This window comes from Lacticaseibacillus styriensis (assembly GCF_030770295.1).
Classification (GTDB): Bacteria; Bacillota; Bacilli; order Lactobacillales; family Lactobacillaceae; genus Lacticaseibacillus; species Lacticaseibacillus casei.
Map to the genome: position 1 here is coordinate 531,764 of NZ_CP132483.1, position 23,863 is coordinate 555,626.

At 48.8% G+C, this 23,863-nt stretch carries 17 protein-coding genes and 1 other annotated feature; of the genes, 9 read left to right on the top strand and 8 right to left on the bottom strand.

The window, feature by feature from the left end; genetic code table 11:
- Nucleotides 1–210 precede the first annotated feature (210 nt).
- The gene (locus LACSTY_RS02455) at nt 211–1,125 is read left to right on the top strand and encodes a hypothetical protein (RefSeq protein WP_087911590.1); all 915 of its coding nucleotides are present in this window, start codon (nt 211–213) and stop codon (nt 1,123–1,125) included.
- A 152-nt stretch (nt 1,126–1,277) separates the two neighbouring features.
- On the opposite strand, the gene brnQ is transcribed toward LACSTY_RS02455, so the two are convergent.
- Entirely contained in the window at nt 1,278–2,666 is a 1,389-nt protein-coding gene (gene brnQ / locus LACSTY_RS02460; protein WP_049170865.1) for a branched-chain amino acid transport system II carrier protein, read from the bottom strand.
- A 169-nt stretch (nt 2,667–2,835) separates the two neighbouring features.
- Nucleotides 2,836–3,073: a binding site (T-box leader), on the bottom strand.
- A gap of 489 nt (nt 3,074–3,562) precedes the next feature.
- On the opposite strand from brnQ, the gene LACSTY_RS02465 reads away from it, so the two are divergent.
- The 4 genes from LACSTY_RS02465 (at nt 3,563) to LACSTY_RS02480 (ending at nt 8,238) form a co-directional block, all read left to right on the top strand.
- Complete coding sequence (locus tag LACSTY_RS02465; RefSeq protein ID WP_010491100.1) at nt 3,563–4,231, top strand: WxL domain-containing protein; 669 nt, start codon at nt 3,563–3,565, stop codon at nt 4,229–4,231.
- Nucleotides 4,232–4,791: 560 nt separating this feature from the next.
- Nucleotides 4,792–5,817 carry a WxLIP family cell surface protein gene (locus LACSTY_RS02470; RefSeq protein ID WP_025013761.1) on the top strand — a complete coding sequence of 342 codons (1,026 nt, stop codon included), beginning with the start codon at nt 4,792–4,794 and terminating at the stop codon, nt 5,815–5,817.
- A complete protein-coding gene (locus tag LACSTY_RS02475) occupies nt 5,798–6,262 on the top strand; it encodes an LPXTG cell wall anchor domain-containing protein (RefSeq protein ID WP_087911591.1) in 465 nt (154 codons plus the stop codon). The genes LACSTY_RS02470 and LACSTY_RS02475 overlap by 20 nt, the downstream gene beginning before the upstream one ends.
- Nucleotides 6,259–8,238, top strand: a complete 1,980-nt coding sequence (locus LACSTY_RS02480) for a WxL domain-containing protein (RefSeq protein ID WP_087911592.1) — start codon at nt 6,259–6,261, stop codon at nt 8,236–8,238. The genes LACSTY_RS02475 and LACSTY_RS02480 overlap by 4 nt, the downstream gene beginning before the upstream one ends.
- A 340-nt stretch (nt 8,239–8,578) precedes the next feature.
- On the opposite strand, the gene LACSTY_RS02485 is transcribed toward LACSTY_RS02480, so the two are convergent.
- From LACSTY_RS02485 to metE, 7 genes are all read right to left on the bottom strand, one after another.
- Entirely contained in the window at nt 8,579–9,553 is a 975-nt protein-coding gene (locus tag LACSTY_RS02485; RefSeq protein WP_087911593.1) for an EamA family transporter, read from the bottom strand.
- 206 nt (nt 9,554–9,759) lie between these two features.
- Complete coding sequence (locus LACSTY_RS02490; RefSeq protein ID WP_087911594.1) at nt 9,760–11,487, bottom strand: ABC transporter permease; 1,728 nt, start codon at nt 11,485–11,487, stop codon at nt 9,760–9,762.
- The gene (locus LACSTY_RS02495; RefSeq protein ID WP_087911595.1) at nt 11,474–12,268 is read right to left on the bottom strand and encodes an ABC transporter ATP-binding protein; all 795 of its coding nucleotides are present in this window, start codon (nt 12,266–12,268) and stop codon (nt 11,474–11,476) included. The genes LACSTY_RS02490 and LACSTY_RS02495 overlap by 14 nt, the downstream gene beginning before the upstream one ends.
- Before the next feature lie 210 nt (nt 12,269–12,478).
- Entirely contained in the window at nt 12,479–13,027 is a 549-nt protein-coding gene (locus LACSTY_RS02500) for an ECF transporter S component (protein WP_087911596.1), read from the bottom strand.
- A 72-nt stretch (nt 13,028–13,099) separates the two neighbouring features.
- Complete coding sequence (locus tag LACSTY_RS02505; RefSeq protein ID WP_087911597.1) at nt 13,100–13,924, bottom strand: PfkB family carbohydrate kinase; 825 nt, start codon at nt 13,922–13,924, stop codon at nt 13,100–13,102.
- Nucleotides 13,925–14,090: 166 nt separating this feature from the next.
- On the bottom strand, nt 14,091–14,963 hold the full coding sequence (gene metF, locus LACSTY_RS02510) for a methylenetetrahydrofolate reductase [NAD(P)H] (protein ID WP_087911598.1): 873 nt from the start codon (nt 14,961–14,963) through the stop codon (nt 14,091–14,093).
- Nucleotides 14,941–17,226 carry a 5-methyltetrahydropteroyltriglutamate--homocysteine S-methyltransferase gene (gene metE / locus LACSTY_RS02515; RefSeq protein WP_087911599.1) on the bottom strand — a complete coding sequence of 762 codons (2,286 nt, stop codon included), beginning with the start codon at nt 17,224–17,226 and terminating at the stop codon, nt 14,941–14,943. The genes metF and metE overlap by 23 nt, the downstream gene beginning before the upstream one ends.
- Nucleotides 17,227–17,916: 690 nt before the next feature.
- Between metE and LACSTY_RS02520 the strand changes: the two genes are divergently transcribed.
- The 4 genes from LACSTY_RS02520 to treR all read left to right on the top strand — a co-directional run bounded on the left by LACSTY_RS02520 (nt 17,917) and on the right by treR (nt 23,814).
- On the top strand, nt 17,917–19,635 hold the full coding sequence (locus LACSTY_RS02520) for an ABC transporter ATP-binding protein (protein ID WP_087911600.1): 1,719 nt from the start codon (nt 17,917–17,919) through the stop codon (nt 19,633–19,635).
- 3 nt (nt 19,636–19,638) lie between these two features.
- A complete protein-coding gene (locus LACSTY_RS02525; protein ID WP_087911601.1) occupies nt 19,639–21,420 on the top strand; it encodes an ABC transporter ATP-binding protein in 1,782 nt (593 codons plus the stop codon).
- A gap of 160 nt (nt 21,421–21,580) precedes the next feature.
- Nucleotides 21,581–22,810 carry an L-lactate MFS transporter gene (locus LACSTY_RS02530; protein WP_087911602.1) on the top strand — a complete coding sequence of 410 codons (1,230 nt, stop codon included), beginning with the start codon at nt 21,581–21,583 and terminating at the stop codon, nt 22,808–22,810.
- Between the two features lie 287 nt (nt 22,811–23,097).
- Complete coding sequence (gene treR / locus LACSTY_RS02535) at nt 23,098–23,814, top strand: trehalose operon repressor (protein WP_003577780.1); 717 nt, start codon at nt 23,098–23,100, stop codon at nt 23,812–23,814.
- The last annotated feature ends 49 nt before the right edge of the window (nt 23,815–23,863 follow it).

Below are 23,863 nucleotides of genomic sequence, written 5' to 3' on the forward strand. Positions count from 1 at the left end.
TTGTGTTGTTTGCTAGTCTGTTCTGCGACTCACAATTGGTCATTTCAAGAGCAATCCTGGCACGTTCAACTCGCCACTTTTTCTGTTGCACTTCCAACCGCGTCAAGCTCGCGTTCTCTAGTCCTAAAGTCCAGTGACTTTATTTCATAAATGAGGTATATTAAATGCGGAGAAGTTATGTAAGATGTTAATGTTTTAGTGGAGGATAAGATGAAAAAGGCATGGGTTTACGGCTTAGCTGCCATGCTTGGCTTGGGTGTATCAACGGTGATTGGTAATCAGGCGTTGACGTTTGCAGCTTCAGCGCCACCAGTTGCGGTACAGGCATCAGCACCAAGTTGCAGTAGCACACAACCAAAAGAAGACAGCGTGAAGACAACGCAAGACGCCACCGAAAAGACGACCGATGATCAGCCACCGGTCATCACAGTAGCTGACACGGATGAACCGACTGACAGCAAGGAAGCTTCAAAAAGTTCCGTGGTGACTTCTGACAGTCAGGACGACAAAAAGTCATCCACAAGTACCGAAGCAATCAGCGGGGTCTCAGTACCAAGCAGCAAAGTATCGGAAACATCGGCAGACAAGCCAAGCAAGGTTTCCGAAAAAACAGTCAGTTCAACACCGACGATTAAAACCGAGCAGGAAGTCAATTCGCTGGCCAGTCAGTCAGTGACAAAGCCGACAGCAGAAGAGCAAAAGGAACAGGCCGTGGTTGCGGCAGCACAGGCAGCAACTCACGATCATGACAAAGGTGGCCAGTCGTTACCGGTTGTTTCAAGTGGCATTAATCACTTTGCAACGCCAACATCAAAGCAGAAGCATCCGCGTAATGCTGTCGAACTCATCTGGCAGGCGTTAATCGACACGTTTTCCCAGCGGCAGCAATGTCCAAGTGATGTCAGTGACCGGCTGGTTGTCCATGAACCGACCGACGATCAGGGTATTGTCAAAACATCATTGGCGCTCATGACCAAAGAGCTCCACAAGGCGTTTTCTGTCAAGTCACTAGCGCAGAGTTTTCAAAAGGATATTCTGACACTGGCCAATCGAACAATTAAAGATGTCATCGGCTTACTTAATCAGGTTTTACTGAAGGACCTGATTAATACCGATTATCGGTGAATCTTTGCTAGGCTATTATAGAAGAAAACGTATAAAAATAAAGGTACCGATCGCAAAAACGTGATCGGTACCTTTTCATTTGGCGGGGAAATGTCTGATCAAGCAGCTTTTGATTAGCTGGCTTTTGGGATGATCAGCAAGAACGATGCCGTTTAATTTTGTTCAGCTTGAACCTTGGCTAAAGCCGTTGCCCGCCGTGTTTTAACGGTGTGGGCGACCAAGCCGATAACCAGACCGACAGCAGCCGGAACCAACCAGCCCAGACCCATTGCGGCGAATGGCAGGTAATGTAATTGGAAACTGTGTAAAGCCAAGCCAACTGCGCTTTGACTCACAACTGCCGGGAATGCAGCGAACATGTCCAAAACAGCCGGTACTGCGGTGAAGGCAACGACGACGCGGTAAACGACCGGATCGTGATGGAAGGCTTTGCCGAAAACAGACATGAGGATGAGGACCATTGAGAATGGATATAGGAACATCAACATTGGCACGGACCAAGCGATGATTTGTTCAAGCCCGAAGTTAGCGGTCAAGAAGGACAGAAAACTCGTCAGTGCCAGCCATGCCCGATAACTAACCTTAGGAAAATGCCGGTGGAAGTCTTGCGCGAATGCGGCAACTAAGCCCACAGCGGTTGTCAGGCAGGTCAGCGTTAGCAAGGTAGCTAAAACTGCGTGGCCAGCGGTACCAAAGTAATAAGTGACCACTTGATTGAAGGCAGTGCCACCTTCAGGGCTCAGTTTGAAATGTGCCAATGACATACTGCCAAGCACGATCAATGCAACGTAGATCAATCCGATAAAACTGGTTGCCATGACGCCGGCCTTGGCGGTTGCTTTGGCGACATGGTCATCATTTTTCAACCCCAAGCCGCGAACCGCTGTGACAACGGTGACCCCGAATGCCAACGCAGCAAGTGCATCCATCGTGTTGTAGCCTTGCAGGAAGCCATTCATGAAGCTGCCATTTTTGTATGCAGCGGTAACGGTTTGCGCAGCCGGATTGCCCATTGGATGCAGGTAGCCGACGAAGAATACGAAGAATAAGAGCACTAGAAAAATCGGGTTCAAAACCTTACCGACAGCCGTGGTGATCTTCCGTTCCTTATAGGACAGGAAGAACGCTGCGCCGAAGAACAAGGCGGAGAAAACAAGGAGGCCACCTTGCTGCCAATCTTTTGGCAACATTGGTAAAACGCCGGTGGTGAATGAGACGGTTGCAGTCCGCGGGGTGCCGAACATAGGACCGATCGTTGCGTGGATCAACACCATGAAGACGAGGGCAAAGACGCCACCAAGCGGCCGGCCAATATCATAAACGCCTTCCGCATGCGTGGCGGCGATGGCTAAAACACCTAGTAGCGGCAATGCAACCGCGGTGACCAAAAAGCCAAGCATGGCCGGGAACCAGTTAGCCCCAGCGAGCTGACCGAGGTGCAATGGGAAAATTAGATTGCCGGCACCAAAGAAGAGGCCGAATAAAAGTGATGCAATGACGACATAATCACGGGTTGAAAGTTTCTTTTCAGGTAATTCCATTTGAGTTCCTCCAATAAGTTTAAGTTAGACGTTATTTCATTCATGAGGCGACTAATGTGGGTAATGTCAGATTCCAATTGCATCACATCCTTAATTGGTTTGTTGATCTAGTTGCTACGCGAAAATACGAACAGGTTACGGAGATACAAAAAGTCGCCCTTAGATTTAATCTAAGGGCGACTTTGCGCGGTACCACCTTAATTCACCAATGCATAGAGCCTTGGCCTTCATCGCATACGGTCCGTGGACGATATGCTAGCACTATAATGGGTGCTCCCATGACACGTTACTGAAGGTTCGGTGTCCTGCTTGAAAGGGATCTTCATCATGTCCTGAATGCTTCCTCACACCAACCGAAGCTCGCTGAATCCATGAACATCACTACTTGTCTTTCGCGTTGCATTTGTATTTGATTATGAGTTTAACACGCTTTGCTTCCTTGTCAACAACTAATCTAAATTTAATGTTGCTAGCTGGGTCAAAGAAAAACTTGGTGGCATTCAAAATAGTGCTCGGTAAATCTCGTGCGAAACAAAAATTATAATTTTTATATAATGCAACCAATAGATAACTTTGACTAAAGTTCATTAGTGCACAACTTATATTGGTTAACCGACGTTCAAAATGACAATCACAAAAAATATTTTTTAATGGGTTCAATAACGCTGATTTGATGAACTGGTTAAAAATAAATTGCTAATGTTGCTTATAAACTTACATTAATGTAAATGGCCTAATTTTATAAAAAACAAAATTTCAAAAATTCCGTAATATTGCCCGTCTGACGGGGCTGATTGGCTGATCGTATTGTTTGATTACCGATTCGGCAAGGTGCTATATTGATATTAGTAACACAGGTAAAGAAACTTTTCACAACACCCATGGAGGTAAAATCGATGAGGAAAATTAATTATATTGTAACTGGTATTTCGGCTTTGACGTTGGCAGGTTGTCTGGTACCAACAGGAAGTGTGTTTGCTGCAAATGACACAAAGACTTCTGTGGCAGAAGTTAATATCCTTCCTGGTGATATTAACTTGGACAAGGTGCCTGATCTTCACTTTGGCACAATCAACATCGGTCAGATCACAGCAGGCAACGTTGATCTAAAGCTTGATAACAATACGATTGACGCAACAGGTCCGGTTAAAGACGGTACCAATGCCATGGACGGTAATGCTGACGGCGAACTAACTGTGTCTGATAATCGTGGTACCAGTGCAGGTTGGGCTCTGACCGCCCAATTAGGCGATATGAAAGACTCTGCCGGTAGAACGTTGAATGGGTCACTGACACTCAAAACTGCTGACGTCACGACAGATAACCCGACCCTCAATGCCGTTAACCCAACAGCTGGAACGACCCTTGATTTCGGTGGCGGTTCACTTCCGATCTGGAAGGCTGATGCTTTGGCAACAGGCACAAATGGGCAAGGGCAAGGTAAGAATACTGCCTTATTAAAGAAGGGCAGTGAAACGGTTCTTCACCTTCTCAAAGATCCAACAGCAAGCGCCGGCCGATACCAAGCAGCAATTACTTGGACGCTGGCTGATGCACCTTTGTAATTTAGTGTTCAAGCTAAAGGGCGGCGGGGCATCCGCTGTCCTTTTTTGGCAAATTAACGCGTTCACCGGCGCAGGAGCTTGCGTGTAAGGACCTTGGCCGCAATGACCAAGTTCGGGTCATCACGCCCAAGGCCGCTTACACTCCAGCTCCTAAGCGCGCCAGCTCACGCTCAGCTTATTAACGCGTTCACCGGCGCAGGAGCTTGCGTGTAAGGACCTTGGCCGCAATGACCAAGTTCGGGTCATCACGCCCAAGGCCGCTTACACTCCAGCTCCTAAGCGCGCCGGTTCACGCTCAGCTTATTAACGCGTTCACCAGTCCAGAAACCTGCGTGTAAGGACCTTGGTCGCAATGGCCTAAGCCCGGGCCATCACGGCCAAGGCCGCTTACACTCCGGTTTCTAACCGGACTGGTTCACGCTCACATTAACGCGTTCACCGGCGCAAGAGCCTACGTATAAGGACCTTGGTCGCAATGGCCTAAGTTCGGGCCATCACGGCCAAGGCCGCTTATACTCCGGCTCCTAAGCACGCCGGTTCACGCTCGGAGAGGGGTAAGCATGAAACGAAAAATTCTATTTGGCCTTATTGCGTTGCTGGGCATGTTTTGGCTTGGCAATCTGCATCAGGTTCAGGCGGCTGAAGGCGCAGGTTTCACGATTAGCCCCGCTCTGCCGCAAAATCAGATTGACAAATCCACGTACTTCAATTTGCTGGTCAAGCCAGGCGAAACGCAGCGATTGCTCATTTACGTGAAGAATACGAGCGATCAGGCTAAGAAGCTAAAGGTCAGTCCAGTCAGTGCGTTCACGCAAAATAACGGAACGTTAGGCTATTATCCTAATAACAAAAAGGACAACTCGGCCGAATACACATTTGCCCAATTGGCAAGTGAGCCGCAGACCATCGACGTTCCAGCCAATGGCCAAGTGCCGGTGACTTTTGATGTCAAAATTCCGGAACAAGGCTTCACCGGCCAGATTCTCGGGAGTCTGTATGTTGAAGACCCGAACGTGCATAAAAGCGGCGGTGGCGGCATGGCGATTAATAACAAATTTGCCATGCTGATCGGGGTGGTTTTGCAAACTTCAGAAACCGAAGTGGCTCCTGATCTTAAGCTGATGCAGGTCAAGCCAGGATTACAGGACAACCAAGCAGGCGTATTAGCGACCATTCAAAACTTTAAGCCGCGACTGTTTGGTGACATGACGTTAGACGGTAAGGTGTACCGGCAGGGATCGAATGAACCTTATTTAACCCGACATGAAAAAGGCTGGTCGTTTGCCCCTAACTCACATTTTGACTATGCCATTTTTACCAAAGAGGCGCTCGCTCCCGGTACCTACACCTTGGATCTGACTGCCAAGGCTGTCGGGAAAACCTGGCATTGGCGCCGTAACTTCACGATTACCCGACAACAGTCGAACGCCATCGAAGAAAAACTAGGCCGGACACCGCAAAAAACGCCTTGGGTATGGATCATCATTGCGATCATCCTTGCCGTGGTGATTCTGATCCTGCTTTGGCTTATTTGGCGGCAACGACAAAAGAGAGGAAGGGAGACTGATGGCGAAAAGAAAGCGTAACTTTTGGTTCATGATGCTCATGATGGTCGGTCTCACGGCAGGCGGATCCGCAGCCCATAAGGTGCACGCCGAAACATCAGTGGCGCAAGTTGAACTCGTCGGCGAGTTGCCGTCAACGGGACCGGATCCGACGCCACCACCGACCCCGAAACCTGATCCAAAACCCGATCCAGAAACCGATCCGAGTGGAAACCCGAGTGGTGGCGATCCGAGTGATCCGACCGACCCAACCGATCCGGCTGACGCAACCGATCCATCCAATGCAGGCGATCCGCATGGTGATCAATATGGAAAAGGACAGTCAATTCTGGACTACAGCCGCTTTCCACAAACAGGGGACGCGGTTCAACCATGGCTGATCGTAATCGGCGTCGAAGTTCTGTTGATTGTTATCTTAAGTGCTGTGCTTGTGCATGGACGTTCGCGGCAAGGAGGTAAAAAATGAAGAAAAAGACTTTAATCATGATTTGCCTTGCTGCGGTGTTCAGCATGATGCTTGGTCCGATACAATCCGTGGCGGCGGCAGCTACTTGGCCGGTTCCGAGCACTTATCCGTCACCGGGCGAAGGAAATTTTACGAGTTTGAATGGTGTTTTTTCACCAGTCAGCACACAATCTCATATGATTTCAAATGGTCCAGATGAAGTCGGCCTTGAGTTGAATGCAAATGTGGCAGGTCAGACAGGGAGCATTTGGAGTAACCAACCCTTTGTCGATTTAGATAAAAGCAGTTTTAAGTTGGACATGCGAATCTATTTGGGCAACACCACGAGTGGTGCGGATGGACTTGCTTTTGCGCTGGCAGGGGATAGACCAACCAAAGTGTTGTCAGGTGGTGCGTCACTCGGCATCTGGGGGATTACTGGTAAGAACGGTGGAAAGCCGATCGACATTGCCACAACCGGTTTGCCAAACAGTTTTGCAATCGTGGTTGATACCAAGAGAAGTCGTGATGGTATAATTGCCACAACTGGTATGGATCAAAGGGTTGGCTACCCCTTACTTGGCTCATCAAATCAGTATATTGGCTCTGGGTATCCTGGCCAAGCAAGTATGTATGCAATCGGTTTTCCCAATTATAAAACTGAGCTTGAATTCAATAACCCGGAATTTCCAAATGAAGCCAAAGTTTTAAGCGGTAAAATTACTAACGGCTCGTGGCAAGATTTGAGTGTGGAGTGGCACAAGACTGCTACGGGTGGGAATTTGATTTATAGATTAAGCGGGACAGGTTTTAATACTGTCACGCGCTCACTCACATGGACCAATCAACAAATCAATGACATTTTTGGCTATAAGCGCCAGTTGTACCTGGGCTTCACAAGCGCCACAGGTGACGCCTTTGAACCGCACGTGGTCGCAATTAAGAGTTTGGCCGATTTTATCACCGTCAAGCCTGAGGTCACGTTAAAGCGTGAAGGTCAGGTCGTCGGAGAAACCACGATCCTGCAACCTGGCGATCAGTTAACCTATGATTACAATCTTAATGTCGATAATCTTGATGGTAGCCCTTGGCCAATGCCGACAATCACCTTACCAAAAGGCGAGTACTTTGATTATCTGAAAGCTGACGGAAAGCCGGCCCAACCTGGCGACGAGTTGGAAGTGACATTAACTGTTGACGGTGTCGCGGGTCCGAAAGCTAAAGCGATCGTTCAGGCTGACCAGAAGTCGGCCGTCATCACGAACATGCCAGAGTTACCAAAAAATAAAAACACGACGGTAACGTTTAGCTTACCCGCCCAGGTAAAGCTGTATAATCTCTCCGCTAATCAAGCTTTTAGTGATGATGCCGGAACCATCAATGGTGGTTCGCCAGCTAAGGATTACAAGTTAGTCAACACGGCTGATAGCTCAAATACGATTAAGTATGTGCTCGGCGCCCACACAGGCGATCTGTTTTTAACACATGTACCGGGATTCGTTTTCAAGAAGTATACGGGCGGGTTTAGCGATCCGAGTGTCGCTGATATCATTCGCGGCATCCCCGGCGACAATTCGCTGCCGTCAAGTCCCGAAGACTTCAAAAAGTGGCTGAATACGCTTGAAGGTGGCGGCACCGAGGACTATCTCGAAGTGCTTGATACCCGTCCCGATCAACCAGGGTGGCACCTGCAAATGAAGCTTTCACCGTTTAAACTGGACGGTGGCGATTATGTTCTAGGCGACAACGGCAGTCAAACCGGTGGTAAGGCCGAAATCGTGCTGATAGATTCAAACGGCACCAGTGAAGTTGCACGGGTGAAGGATAACAACGATACAGTGACCGTCAAAAACATGCCAAGTGGGGGCGGTACGTGGCAAATTGGCGATGGTGCGCAACATGCACAAGCTCTAATGACCGTTAAAGGGACACCATCCGTCCGCGCTGGAAAATATCATGCAACCGCCACATGGACCCTTGCAGACGCACCAGAATGAGGCGTTAACGGACAAGCAATTTCCTAAAACCGCAAAAATGAGTTGAACTATTCTGAAAATGAGAATATGATATGGACAATTCTTATTTTTAAATGTTGAGTTGTTAGGATTGCGGTTATAGAGGGGTCTGCTAATGAAAAAACATGTTACACGTTCTCATTTACTGCCGGTCGTAGTTTTGGGCACACTGGCCTTCTTGCTAGAGTTGCCCATTCACGTTTTGATTGCCAGTTTCACCGGCTTCCTTTAGTCGATACTGGTTCTGGTCAATCAACGAACAAAAAAGAGATGCTGAAAGTTTCGGGATTTTCCCTAGACTTTTAGCATCTCTTTTTGATGTTCAGGACTTAGATTTTTGCCAAAGCTGGTGAATCAGCCGTTTTTGAATACCTTGAATTTTTTTGAACGGCAGTGCCTGCAACAAGGTGTTCAAGACAATGAGGATGCCGCCGAGCCATTCTGCCGGACCAAAGGCGATGTGTAGGCGGGTGACGGCAAGCGTGGTGGCGGTTAACGGTTCGAACGCGCTTAACATGCCGGTTGCTGCAGGTGAAATGTAGTTGAGGCTGCCGAGTACCAGCAGATAAGCGAGCATGGTGCCGAAGATGACGACAAACCCAATTGCGCCTAGATCCGGCAGCGTAAGCATCGGGTTAGGATGGAGAACGTACTGAGGTAAGAATGGCAGGCTGCCGAGCAACATGGACCAGCCCGTGACGGCGCGCGCATCATATTTGGCCAGCAAGGTTCGCGGCAGCAACGTATAAAGCGCCTGACTCACGCCGGCCATAATTCCCCAGAAGACAGCGGCAGGGGCGAGCTGTAAACTGGTGAGATGGCCGCGCGTGACGAGTAAATAGGTGCCGATCAGGGCTAAGGTGATGCTGATAAAATCGATCCGCCGCGGCATTTGCCGGGTTGTCAGCGCCATGTAAAGCAAAATAAACACCGGCCCTAAAAACTGCAAAATCGTCGCAGTCGCCGCATTGCCCGCGTTAATGGCAAGAAAGTAAGTCAACTGCGATGGCACCATGCCGAAGAAAGCAAACAAAATCATGAGGCCGGCATCGCGCCGATTTTTCCAAAGGGCCAAAAACGATTGCGGATCGCGCAGAGCACTCCACAATACTAGTAACATCCCGGCAAAAAAGAGGCGAATACCCACAAGCCAAAGCGGCTTAACGCCGGCATTGGTAAAAAGCGTTTGCGTAAAAATACCGCTGGCACCCCAAAAAATGGCGCCAACAACGGCAAATGTAACGCCTTTTATTTTTCGATTCGAATCGTTCGTAAGATGAGCTTCAGTGCGCGGCATAGCAGTATTCCTTTCAAATTAAGACATCCAGACTACTATACGCAAAAAGAACCTGGTTGGCTAGTTCGTGTTATTTTGATCAAACTTGACGCACGTGCATGGAAGCTTGCCGGCATTTTGCTCGATCAATCAAAATCGCCCCTAAAGACAAATTTCGTCTCAAGGGGCGATTCCAGAGTGATGTTCATTTTTGGAATGTTAAGAGGTTATTCTGGCTCGGTGTTGATTCTTAATTCATAATGCAGATTGGTGCGATAAAAATGGCCTAGTAGCAAACCGAACGTCAAACCTAAGAGTGTCAAAGCCAGTGGGAAAATCCAGCCGGAAAGAAAGCCGCCAACGAAAATAACTATGGCCCCGATGATCATGCCGCCGATGATGCTGATCATACCGATCGAACCACCGTGCACGTTGGCGTTAGCTGAATAAACGCTGGCAAATGGAAACTGTCCGCCAACCAGTGGCCAGCCCATAATTAACGTGATGCCATAGATGAGAACGATGATGGCAACGCCAGCCAGAAATGCATCCAAGCCGCCAATAGCGGTCGTGACGATCGTAATCAACACCAGTGGCAACAGGAATAAGCGGGCAAACATGGCCTTTACGACACCACGCAGTAATAATCCGTGTGTGGTAAATGGCACATATTGAAAAATCGCCATGGCTTGTGGCTGGCTTGAAAACCGCAGATTAACCAGCGCCGGTGCCAACGCGACAACGATTCCAATACCGGCATAAGCAACATAATGGCTCGCGTTTGTAAAACTCATCTGGCGCAACTCATTGCTGACGATGACCAATGGCAAAATCAACCCATAAGCCAGTTGTGGATAAACGCGCAGCTTGTAGTCGCGTTCATTACCTAAAACGCGCCAACCTAAAGTGAAATAAGTCCGCTCTTCGCCTGGTCGCGTCATTAAGGCGCTGATGCCACGGAACCACCAACCGAGTTTACGAGTTCGATCGTTGCCTTGATTTAATTTTTCCAAATAGGTTTCAAACGAACCGGAGAAATGGAGGAAGACTAGGGTCAAGACGATTGGCATCACAATACTTAAGCCAGCCAATGTCATACTTAAGGCGGTCACTTGTCCAGCAAACAACATTGGCAAGCCAGCAAACCATGAAGGAAATGCCGGTATGAAAATCCAGTTAAACGAATCGCTAAGAGATAAACCAAAAAATGACATCGAGCGCGGTAGTATATTAGGTAATTGGCTGCCAACATAGATCCCGATCATTAGCAAAATCTGTACCAGGTTTAACATGTTTCGCAAACGCTCGCCATCAAAGAATCGCAAAACCAGCAAGTAAACAAACAACGCCATCATCAGACTTAACACGCCGCTAAACACCAGCGCAATTAAGCCGCCAAGCGCAACCACTGGCCCATAATGCAAGGCGCTGATGATGATTCCCGGACCACCCACGGCGAGCAGTGTCATCCCCAGATAGTAGCAAATGTTTAGAAGACGGGCAAAACTAAGCGTACGGTCATTGACGCCGCGTGCAGCAAAGACCGTGCGATCACGCGGATCCAGGATCAGGCTGGAGTAAGTGGTTAAAATGACTAGGAAACTGTTTAGAAGCTGGATCGTCATGAACATAGTAAAAGTTGTCAGGATGGAGGTAGGGATAAGCAGCACCAAACCTAAAATGGCGCCAACCAAAGCGTTCCACAAGAAAGCAGTTTTGAGGCGTGTTTCCTTCCGGCGTCTGTTGCTCCTAAACATGCTGCCTAAGCCGTTTGTTTCACGGGCGGCTAGCAAGCCTTTACTAGCAAGAATCAGCCGTAGTTGGTCAAACTGAATGCCGCGTTTTTCCAACGTTGGGCGGAGACGCGTCAACCAGCCAAACGCTTTTGGTAACGGCAGGGCGGCTGAATCAGTTGTTTCAGAAACATCAGGAGTCGGTTTTTTAAGCATCTTCATGCGAGTCACCGCCTGTCACAATATCCACGAAGCTTTGGGCTTTTTGATCATGTTCCGCAAAACCGGTCAGATCATTGAAGAGCTGCTGCAAATTGGTGTCGGCTTCCTTGGCAATGGCTTTGAATGGCCCATCTGCCACCACTGTTCCGGCGTTCAAAACGATAATCCGGTCCGATAGTTTTTGGACGACATCAAGAATATGGCTGGAGTAGAAGATCGTTTTGCCTTGATCGCGCAAGTCCTGAAGCACTTCTTCAATGACCAACACGGTGTTGGCGTCAAGTCCGTTCAACGGTTCATCCCAGAATAAAATGTCCGGATTGTGCAGCAAACTGGCAATGATCAGGATCAGTTGCCGCATCCCTTTTGAATAGGATGAAATTCGGCGATCAAAAGCGTCGCGCAAGTTGACCAGTTCCGCCAGCGCGAAGGCTTTTTGCTCGGCATCGGCGGCGCTCAAGCCGTAAAGCTGGCCAATGAGGCTCAGATATTCCCGAGCTGTTAACGCATCGAAAACATCGGCACTTTCCGGCACATAGCCGATTCGCCGTTTGTAACTGGGATCTTTAGGGCTAATCGGTTGGCCAAATAATTCGAGTGTGCCGTCATCTGGCTCAAGCAGGCCGAGCATCATTTTAACCGTCGTACTTTTACCAGCGCCGTTGGGACCGATGTAACCAACGATGCTGCCAGGGGTGATTGAGAAGTTGAGATCTTTCAATACTTCTTTGGGTCCGAAACTTTTCCGAATGTGACTGAGGGTCACGATGGGTTCTGTCATAAAAATGGCCTCCTCTTGACCGAGTTATCAACATACTGCGTTGGGCCGATTATGACAGAAAATATTATTGTTGTATAGGGAAATGCTTGTTGTATAACGCCGCTAAAAAAGCCCATAAAAAAACACCAAGCGTTCTGCTTAGTGTTAAACTAGTCTGCTGTTCGCCGGACTAGTCCAAAAGAAATCGTAATAAAAAACGAAAGAAATTGTTCAATCCGTAAACCGTTTGAAGAGCGGACGAAGGATAAAATACAATATCGGCACGATAAAGGCAGTTGCAATTGAGTTGATGACAGTTGCCGGAAGACTTAAAAAGGCGCCGACAATCGCGGTTTTAAAGATCGTCCCAACCATGAGTGCTTCAACGATGCCAGTGAGATAAGAGGTAACGATTTTCGTTAATCCGGCAACGATGCCAATGATAATGATGTTGCGCGGCTGGTCATCATGCTTAAACGCTTTGACAAGCGCACTGACGACGATCGCCATCACGATTGCTTCCAAGACCGTTAGCCACGAGGTCGCAGCATAGCCGTTCAGCAAGTCGAACCCACCCAAGCCAATCGCAGCTGCTAAACCGCCTAGCCGTCCGCCTAAGAAGAGAATGGCCAGCACCATCAAGGGATTGCCAAAGTGAATAAACGGCCGACCAACCATGGCCGGAATCGGAATGCGCAATAGTGAAATCCCAATATAAATAATTGCGGCGAATAGTCCGGTGAAGATGATATTTTTTAAAGTGTTATGCGATGTTTGCATGTTTTACCCTCCAAAGATGAGCGTGAGCCCGCGCGGTTAGAAGCCGGCAGCACGCTAGCGTATTTGTTTGATCTAAGGCAGTTGTTTACTCAGTGCCGGGATAACCCCAGCGAGATTTAACCCATATTTTGGATCAGCATCAGCGGCCAACGTGGCTTTAATTGCTAAGCGCGCGGCTACCATGGCAGTTGCCGTCGCTTGCCGCAAGCGCTGGCCTTTCAGCAAGCCAGTTGCCAAGGCCGCAGCGAAAAGATCGCCAGTGCCAAAATAATGCCCGGGTTCTTTTGGCTGAGCCAGTGCCAGCGTTTCTCCAGACGCATCTATCCCGACAACGGCAATCTGCTTATGGAACGGGACCCCAGTGATTAAAACCGCATTGTGGAACTGGGCATGCAGCCGCTTGGCCAAGGCCATGACGGCTGATGGTTCCGTCAGTGCTACCAATGGTTCGTCTAAAAGCAGTTGTGCTTCGGTGACGTTCGGCGTCAAGACCGTTGCGCGGTAGGCTAACTGCTGCAACGTTTCGACGTAGGCGGCATCAAAACCTTTATAAAGCTTGCCGTCATCTGCCATAACCGGATCGATCAGGACCAGCGGCGCAGAAAATTTTGGCATCCAGCGTTTCCATTGAAGCGCGGCATTTTGGCCAAGATAGCCGAGATAAATGCCGTCGGGTTGCAGTTGCAGTTGTTGCCAATGGGTTAGAATTCCCGGCATCTCGGAACTCAGGTCAAGATAAGTATTAGCGCCCAGACCGCCAGTGTGGCTTGACAGTAAGGCGGTCGGCAACACATACGGCGTCAACCCCAGACCGGCCGCTAACGGCAAAGCCACGCCCATGGAAACCTGGCCGACACCGCACAAATCCTGACTAATGATCAGACTTTTCGTGTTCAAAGTATGAATCCTTTCTAAAAGTATAGGTGCTTAACAAAGAGCATGCGCAATTTTTAACGAACTGTCAATGAGCTTTTTTATATATTGGCACAAACTGCCTTCTGTGCAAACTAAAATGGCCCTGGCACCGCGCCGGGACCATTCATATTGAAGGTATCAAAATCAGTTAAGTATTCCGAATTGTCTTTGTCGCTGTGGCAATGCGCTTGACGACCGTGGGATTGTCCATGGTGTAAATGTGGATGCCATCGACACCATGCACTAATAAATCAATAATTTGATCAATGGCATAAGCAATCCCCGCATCGCGCATGGCTTCTTTGTTGCCGGAAAAATGCTGCATCATGGCGACAAATTTTGGCGGTAAATTGACGCCAGCCATGGTGGCCATGCGTTCGATTTGATGCTCGTTGATCACCGGCATGATCCCGGCTTCGATGGGCACATGAATCCCTGCAAGCTCGGTCCGTTCGCGGAAGCGGTAGAAAACCTGATTGTCAAAGAAAAGTTGGCTAATCAATTGACTGGCTCCGGCATCGACTTTTTCCTTAAGGTGGCGAATGTCGCTGACCACATCTGGTGATTCGGGATGCTTTTCCGGGTAACAGGCTGCCACAACGTTGAAATCGCCGCGTTGGTGAATGTGCTCGATTAAATCGCAGGCATACGGGAAGTCGTTGCTGACGCGGCCGCTTTTGGGAATATCACCGCGCAAGGCGAGAATGTTATCAATGCCGGCTTCTTGAAAACCGTGTAACTCTACGTCGACCTGCGCACGGGTGAGCTGGGCAGCCGGTAAGTGGGCGACCGGTTCTAGATCAAACTCGTCTTTGATCAACTTAGCGACCTCCAGCGTGCCCATGTGTGGCTTATTGCCATTCGCGCCGAATGTGACGGAGACAAAATCGGGATCGGCTTCTTTTACCGCATCAAGTGTGTTCAAAATTGGCGTCAGCGCAACGTTGCTGGCATTTTTGCGCGGAGGAAAGACTTCAAATGAGATGACTTGATGATCTTTAAAGCACTGGTTGATTTTCATGAGTGAGTTCCTTACGTACTTGTTTAGCCGCTGCGACCATGTTGATCAAGCTGGCCTTGGTTTCCGGGACGTCGCGGGTTTTAAGTCCGCAATCAGGGTTAATCCAGACATGATCAGCCGGCAACCGTTTCAGAATTTCGTGGATGATGTGGACGATTTCGTCTTTGGAAGGGATGCGCGGCGAGTGAATATCGTAAACGCCAGGGCCAACGTGGGTCTGAAAATGGGTGGCTTTGAGAATGTCCAAGAGGCTGAAATCAGAGCGCGCAGCTTCAAACGAAATCACATCGGCATCAAGATTATCAATCGCCTTAATGATGTCGCCGAACTGCGAATAACACATATGCGTGTGAATCTGGGTCTCCGGTTTTACTTTGCTGGCAACGAGGCGGAAGGCTGGGACTGCCCAGTCCAGATACTTGGGATACCAGTCTTTTTTGCGTAGTGGCAGATTTTCCCGTAACGCCGGCTCGTCGATTTGAATGATTTTGATGCCATGCTTTTCAAGATCCAGCACTTCATCTTCTAGGGCCAATGCAATTTGCTCGACACTGGTTTTTTGACTCAAATCCTCACGCGGGAAGGACCAGTTGTAAATGGTGACCGGTCCGGTGAGCATGCCTTTGACGAGATGGTCGGTTTGACTTTGGGCAAAAACCGTTTCCGCCACTGTAATCGGCTTGGTGCGCACCACATCACCCCAAATAATCGGAGGTTTTACACCGCGGGTCCCGTAACTTTGTACCCAGCCGTTGTCGGTGAAGCGGAAGCCGCCGAAGTTTTCGCCAAAATATTCAACCATGTCGTTGCGTTCAAACTCGCCGTGAACCAGAACGTCCAAGCCGATTTTTTCCTGGAATCTGATCCAATCGACTTCTTCTTGATGATTAAATGCCGTATATTCGGCTTCCGTGATTTCATGGCGGCGGAACTTAGCCCGATTGCGCCGAACTTCTGCGGTTTGCGGGAACGAGCCGATGGTGGTTGTCGGCAGTAACGGCAAGTTGAATTCCTTAGCCTGAATCGCCAGCCGGGTTTTGCGATCCGGTGTCCGCTTATAGTCCTCGGGCGTTAAGGCCGCAATTTTGGCGTTTAAGGCTTTATTTTCCTCGTAACGTGGCTTGCTGAATAAGGCGACGTTAGCCTGATAAGCTTCGTGATCGGCGCCGGTGTGGAAAATAGCGTCAAGTTCGTGCAACTCATTTAGTTTTTCTTCAGCAAACGCCAGATATTGCTTTTCTTCGGGTTTGAGATGCGTCTCGTTGCGTAGTGTATAAGGGACATGCAATAGCGATGTGGAGGTGCTCAACACAAGCTTGTCCGTGATGGCTGCCAGCTGCTTAATTGTCGCCAAAGCATCGGCATAGTGCGTCCGCCAGATATTCTTGCCGTTGACGATGCCGGCGAACAAGGTGGCATGCGCCGGGAAGCCGTGCTTTTTCAGCAGATCGAGGTTCGCATAGCCTTCCAAAAAATCCAGGCCGAAGCCATCAAATGGCAGTTCGGAAATTTGTTCAAACGAATCGGTTAAGTCACCGAAATAAGTCTGCACCAGAATTTTGGCGGTGTTCTTTTGCGCGAGAATCGGCGTATAAAGCCGTTCAAACAACGCTAAGTCAGCATCGGTCTGGTCATAAACCAGCGCTGGTTCATCAAGCTGGATCCACTCGGCACCGACTGCGTGTAATCGCTGGATGATCGTGCTATAAGCGGTGATTAAGTCGGCTACGAAATCATCCGGGGCGACATCAATGAAGCGCGACAGTTTCAACAACGTGTAAGGACCGATTAAAGTCGGGCGCGCCGCGATGCCCAAATCCTTGGCTTCTTGATATTGTTCAAAAAGTTGCCAGTCCGTCACTTGAATGTGCGTGTCGTGGTCAAATTCGGGCACCAGATAGTGGTAGTTGGTGTTGAACCATTTCTTCATGGCAAGTGCCTTAACATCACCGGCATCGCCTTGATAACCCCGCGCCTGGGCAAAATAGGTATCGAGAGGCGACAGGTTCAAGTCCAAATACCGCTTGGGCACAATATTCAAAAGGTTGGCAACATCCAAGGTGTTATCGAAGAAAGAAAAATCGCCGGTAGGAATTTGATCAATGCCCGCCGCCTGAATGGTTTCCCAGTGCTGCTGACGCAATGCTTTGGCTTTTTCCTGCAGCTCCTGTGCCGTAATCTGGTGCTTGAAATACTTCTGAGTGGCAAACTTCAATTCACGATGTTCACCAATTCGTGGATAGCCGATGATGGTTGTTGTCATAATAAAACCTCCTGTTTTAGGCATAATGTCAATCAGTCCAATGATGAATTGAAGAACACTTGCTAATGATCGAAATGAACTGTCGAAAGACGTGGCTTGTATTTGCACGCGGAGATGGAAACCAAAAAGCCGTCCTTGACCCAGACAAAAAATGTCTAGGCCAAGGACGGCTTACCGTGGTACCACCTTGGTTTAAAAGTCGCTCACACGACTTTCCTCAATCAGTCCGACAGCCATGCTGTGAGACCTAACGCAATAATGGGCGTCCCCATGTGTGCTTTGCTCGCGCTCGACACACCTGCATCACCAAGACCATATTCGTCGTCGTTTCCAGATGTCCTTGCACCAAAATGGACACTCTCTAGGCAGGAAATCGCCAACTACTCATCTTTCCGCATTTCAATGTTGCGACTAGCATACTGACAATTATGGCAGCTGTCAAGATATTTATTAAATTAAGATGAAGCCTTCCGCGGCTGTTAAATACTAGGTTGTTACGAAAACACCTGTTTCATTCTCATTATTTCGTAAATAATGACGCGGGTTTGTTAAGATGACAATACCAGTGTCATGCTTGCCCTTGAGATTGCGCAGCCGCGACATGAACAAGAAAAGTCAAAGAGCGTTAACACTGACTTGTTTCAAATTTTAGGGTAAGCTATTAGCACAAGTCATCGGAGGAAGAATGCTATGAAAGTTTTGGTTCCATACGTTAAGAAATATCGCTGGGACGTGATCTGGTCAATCCTGGCTATTTTTGTGGTAGCGTTCGCGACACTTTGGCAGCCGCATCTGCTTCAGGTGATCATGAATGCCATTATGAAAAATGACAAGCAGACCGTCTGGACCAATGGCCTGTATTTGATTGGCCTGGCGATAATCGGGATTGTTGGCGGGATTATCAATACCATCTATTCGGCGCGGGTCGCATTAGGCGTGGCCACTGATTTGCGAGCTGATGAATATGCCAAAATTCAAAGTCTGGCTTATGCCGACATCGAAAAATTCTCGCCATCAAATCTGGTTGTGCGCATGACCAATGATATTAATCAGGTGCAACAGATTGTCATGGGCTTTTTCCAGCAAGTCACGCGCATCCCGATTCTGTTTGTCGGCGCCGTGATTCTTGCGATCGTGACCTTGCCTGAGTTGTGGTGGGTGATTGCGGTCATGATGGTACTGCTGATGGGGGTCAGTCTTTTTTCGTTTAGTCGCATGGGCAAATATTTTGGCCGGATGCAACAGCTGATTGAAAAAGTGAACACCTTAGCGCGCGAAAATTTAATGGGCATGCGGGTGGTAAAGTCGTTTGTTCAAGGCGCCAATCAGACAAAAAACTTTGCGGAATCAAGCGACGAGATGCGGGATGTCAGTGTCAAAATCGGTAATTTGTTTGCCTTGTTGATGCCGGCATTTTTCCTGATTGCCAATTTAGCGATTGCCTTAAGTATCTGGCTGATCGGCCAGAACATTACGAGCCATCCAAGTAACTTGGCGGCGATTACCAGTTTTATCAACTACTTGATGCAGATTCTGTTCGCGATTATTAACGGAAGCTTTATGCTGACATTCGCGTCGCGGGCGCTGGTTTCTTTACGGCGGATCCATGAAGTCATGGACACTAAGCCGAGCATGACCTTTGTGAGTGGCCCGCATCGGGATCTGAATGGCGCCGTTGAATTCAACGACGTGACATTCACCTATCCTGGGGATGAAAAACCAACGATTCGCGATATCAGTTTTGCGGTTAAGCCAGGTGAAATGATTGGCATTGTCGGGGCGACCGGCAGTGGCAAGACTACCTTGGCGCAACTGATTCCGCGGCTGTTTGACCCAGACACCGGGATCGTCAAGGTTGGTGGGCATGATGTCCGCGCTGTCACCGAAGCTGACTTGCGCCAGACAGTTGGCTTTGTCCTGCAGCGTTCAACGCTTTTTTCCGGTACTATTGCGGAAAACTTGCAGCAAGGCAATCCGGATGCTGATTTAGCTTCTATGAAGTGGGCGGCACGAATTGCTCAGTCAGCTGAGTTTATTGAACGTCTGCCGCACACCTACCACGCAGAAGTAGAAGAACGATCGTCAAACTTTTCAGGCGGCCAAAAGCAGCGGCTGTCGATTACACGCGGGGTCATCGGGCAGCCGAAGATCTTGATTCTCGATGATGCTACTTCGGCGCTGGATGCCCGTTCGGAAAAATTGGTTCAAGAAGCTTTGGCGCATGAACTGAAAAACACGACGACCATTATCATCGCCGAAAAAATCAGTTCGATTATCAAGGCCGATCGCATTCTAGTACTTGATGAAGGTCGGTTGGTCGGTAGCGGCACACATCATGAATTGGCTCAGCATAATGATGTTTATCGCGAAATTTATGCAACCCAAAAGGCATTGGAAGAGGGGGTGTAACTCATGAAAGACTTGAAAAATGCGGGTAAATTTTACGCCCATTATTTACGGCCTTATTGGCTAGAGTTTTTGATCACGACCATTTTGATCGCGATTTCCACATGGGCGATTGTTGTTGCACCGACGTATATGGGCCGCGCCATTGAGGAACTCACCGTTTACGTTCAGCAATGGGCGAACCCGGCAACGCGTGCGCAAGCCTCCTTTAAGGCGTTTAACCACACCCTAGCCATTTTTGTCCTGCTGTATTTGATCGATGCCTCCAGTATTTTGATCTCGAGCCTGCTGCTGTCAAAAGTCAGCGGTTATTCGACTGGCACCATGCGAGTGGGCCTGTTCCGAAAAATGCAGCGCATGAAAGTGCAGTATTTTGACAGCCACAGTGACGGCGATATTCTGTCGCGGTTTACCAGCGATTTGGATAACATTTTTAATGCCATGAACCAGGCGCTGATCGAAATATTCTTAAGCGGTGCCCAGTTTATTGGGATTATCTGGATGATGTTCACCCAGAATGCCACGTTGGCGTGGATCACCATGGCCTCGACCCCGGTGGCGATTGGCTTGGCCGCGTTTGTGATGCACCAGGCAAGTGTGTCAGTTGATCGCCAGCAGGACGACATCGGCCGACTTAATGGTTACATCAACGAGCAAATTACCGGTCAGAAGATGTTGATTACCAATGGTTTGCAGCAGGAAAGTGTTGCCGGCTTCCAACCTTACAATGCCGCGGTGCGCAAGTCTAACCTGCGCGGGCAGATTTGGAGCGGGATCTTAAACCCGTTGCTTTTGGGGTTGTCGTTGCTGAATACGGCGATTGTAATCTTTGCCGGTTCCTGGCTGGCGCTAAACGGCTCACTGAGTCAAGGCGCGGCTTTGGCCTTGGTGGTTGTGTTCGTTAACTATGCGCAGCAGTACTATCAGCCAATTGTGCAGCTGACCAGTTTGTTTAACATGATTCAATTAGCCATTACCGGGGCACGTCGGATTACCGAAGTGCGGGAACAGCCGGATGAAGTCGATCCGAAAAATGGTCGCACCCTCGATGGTTTGAAACACGAGCTCGTGATTGATAACGTGCATTTTAGCTATATTCCGGGTAAGGAGATTCTACACGGCGTTACGATCCATGTTGAAAAAGGCGAAATGGTGGCGCTGGTTGGCCCGACTGGCAGTGGGAAAACCACGGTTATGAACCTGATGAATCGTTTCTACGATGTTGATTCCGGCTCGATTACCTTTGACGGTGTTGATGTGCGTGAATTTAAACTTGCATCGCTACGGCAAAATGTCGGCATCGTTTTACAGGATCCGCAACTGTTTTCCGGCACAATTCGCGATAACATTCGCTTCGGTGATCCGGAGGCCGATCAAGCGCGGGTTGAAGCCGCCGCCAAACAGGCCAACATTCATGACTTTATTGTGAGTCTGCCGGATGGCTATGATACGTTGGTTTCGGATGAACAAAGCGTCTTTTCAGCCGGCCAAAAGCAACTCATGTCGATTGCCCGGACCATTTTGACCGATCCGCGGTTGCTGATTCTTGATGAGGCGACCAGTAACGTGGATACGGTCACTGAAGCCAAGATTCAAGCAGCAATGGATAACGTCATTCAAGGGCGGACGAGTTTTGTCATTGCCCACCGGTTGAAGACGATTTTGAATGCCGATAAAATTGTCGTCCTCCGTGATGGCAGGATTATTGAAGAAGGCGATCATGAACAACTGCTGGCGCAAAATGGCTTTTATGCCGAGCTATACCATAACCAGATGGTCTTTGAATAGCGGTCTGAAAAATTCCGAACTATTTAGGAATCTTTTTTAGTATAATTCGTATATAAAGCGATTTAGAGACCTTTCTAAAGCTTAAAACTTATGATAGTCTTTCTATATCAGAACAATGCTGTTCGCTGTTTTGATCAATAAAGACTTCGTGGAGGTAGCAATGAGCAAACGTAGGTATTTGGTCGCTTTAGGCGGTATTTTGCTGCATTTGATGATTGGTTCTGTTTATGCATGGAGCGTGTTTACCGGTCCGATTGCCAAACAGACAGGGTGGGCGTTGTCCTCAGTCACAGTGGCGTTTAGTATTGCCATTTTCTTTCTGGGCATGAGCGCTGCCTTCATGGGCCGTGTGGTTGAGCGCTTTGGCCCGCGGTTGACCGGGACAGTTGCCGCAATTTTATACGGATCAGGGATTTTGTTAACCGGCTTGGCGGTTCAAATCAATTCGTTGCCGTTGCTATATCTGGGTTACGGCGTGATCGGCGGGTTAGGTTTGGGCGCCGGCTATGTGACGCCGGTTTCAACGATTATTGCGTGGTTCCCGGATAATCGCGGACTCGCGACCGGAATGGCGATTATGGGCTTTGGATTTGCCGCCATGTTGACTGGCCCGGTTGCCCAGCAATTGATCGCAACTATCGGCTTGGTAGCCACCATGTATGTGTTGGGTGCGGTTTATATGGTGATCATGTTGGGAGCAGCTCAAGTAATCCGTAAGCCGCGACCGGATGAAGTGCCGGCAGCCGATCTTGCTAAAAGCGTGAGTTTGACCGGTAAGGCGATGACCGCCAATGAAGCAGTCAAAACGCCAGCATTCCGCTACTTATGGCTGATGTTCTTTATCAACATCACCTGTGGTATCGGGCTTGTGGCGGTTGCATCGCCGATGGCCCAGCAGCAAACCGGTATGTCCGCTGCGACCGCCGCTATGATGGTCGGGGTCGTGGGCTTATTTAACGGTTTTGGCCGCTTGGCATGGGCAACGTTGTCTGATTTGATTGGTCGGCCGCTCACCTATACGTTGATTTTTGTGGTAGATGTCATCATGCTGGTCGGTATTTTGACCGTGGGCTCCCCGTTGCTCTTTGGGATTGCGTTATGCCTGATTATGTCTTGCTATGGCGCCGGGTTCTCGGTCATTCCTGCTTATCTTGGGGATGTCTTTGGCACCAAACAGCTTGGGGCGATTCATGGTTATGTGCTGACGGCTTGGGCCGCTGCGGGAATCGTTGGCCCGACGCTGCTGAGTTTTAGCGAAGAATATTTTCACAATTATACCGTTAGCTTGATCCTCTTTGTTCTTCTCGAATTACTGGCTCTAGGGCTGTCAATTCGCATTCGGCGGGAATTCAAAGCAACTGCGCAAGATGCGAAGCATGTGACCGACTAACGGTTTTGTCTGCGAAAAGATCGACAGAGAGAGACTTTAGGCTGAATGAAAAACATTTTGCCGTTGATGTTTTGCTGGTGATATAAACATCGTCTAATGTGGATATTAATATATCAAAATCCCGTATTTAGGTACGGGATTTTTTTATGTCCCAAAATGCTGATATGACAACATTTTTAGTTTATGTCACATATTATTGACCAAATCCAAGCGTCTTTTGTTGACAAACCTGTACGTACAGGTAAAATAAGCTCTGTAAGTGAAATCGCTTTCTGGAGGGGGAAGAAATGCGTAAGTACGATGTCATTTATCAGGATCTGAAGGACAAGATCGAAGCAGAGATTTATGTAACGGGATCGTTGCTACCAAGTGAACGGACGTTGCAGGAAATGTACCGGGCATCGCGCGACACGGTACGAAAAGCATTGCAGCTGCTCAAAGACGACGGGTTTATCCAGTCGCAAAAAGGTAAAGGTTCAACGGTGATTAATCGGCAGGAATACGTTTTTCCCGTTTCAGGAGTTGTGAGTTATGCCGAACTGGCCAAACAATTTCACTTACAGACGCGAACCGTCATTTTGGCCAATCATTTTGCAACGTTACCAGCCAAGTCGTTTAAGGACGTGGATCCACATGTGACGACTAAACAGATGCGGTTTTTGAAGCGGGTGCGGTATTTGAAAGGTGAGCCGGACATCATCGATATCGATTACCTTGATCCTAAGGTGGTGCCGCCGATTCCGGAGTCGGCAGCCAAAGATTCGTTGTATGCCTATCTTGAAGGTCAGGTGGGGTTGACCATTGCCTATGCGACCAAGGAAATCACGGTGGAAACAGCTACCGAAGAAGATCGGCGTTACCTGAAGTTGCCCCAGGCCGCAGTGGTCGTCGTAGTTCGCAGTTGCAGCAGTCTGGTCGATACAACAAAGTTTCAGTACACGGAGTCGCGGCACCGGGCGGATCGGTTTAAGTTTCATGATTTTGCGCGGCGAATGCGGCCGTGAATGGTGGCAGGTCGAGCTTCAGTTAAAGGTGAAGATTAAGGAGGTGCAT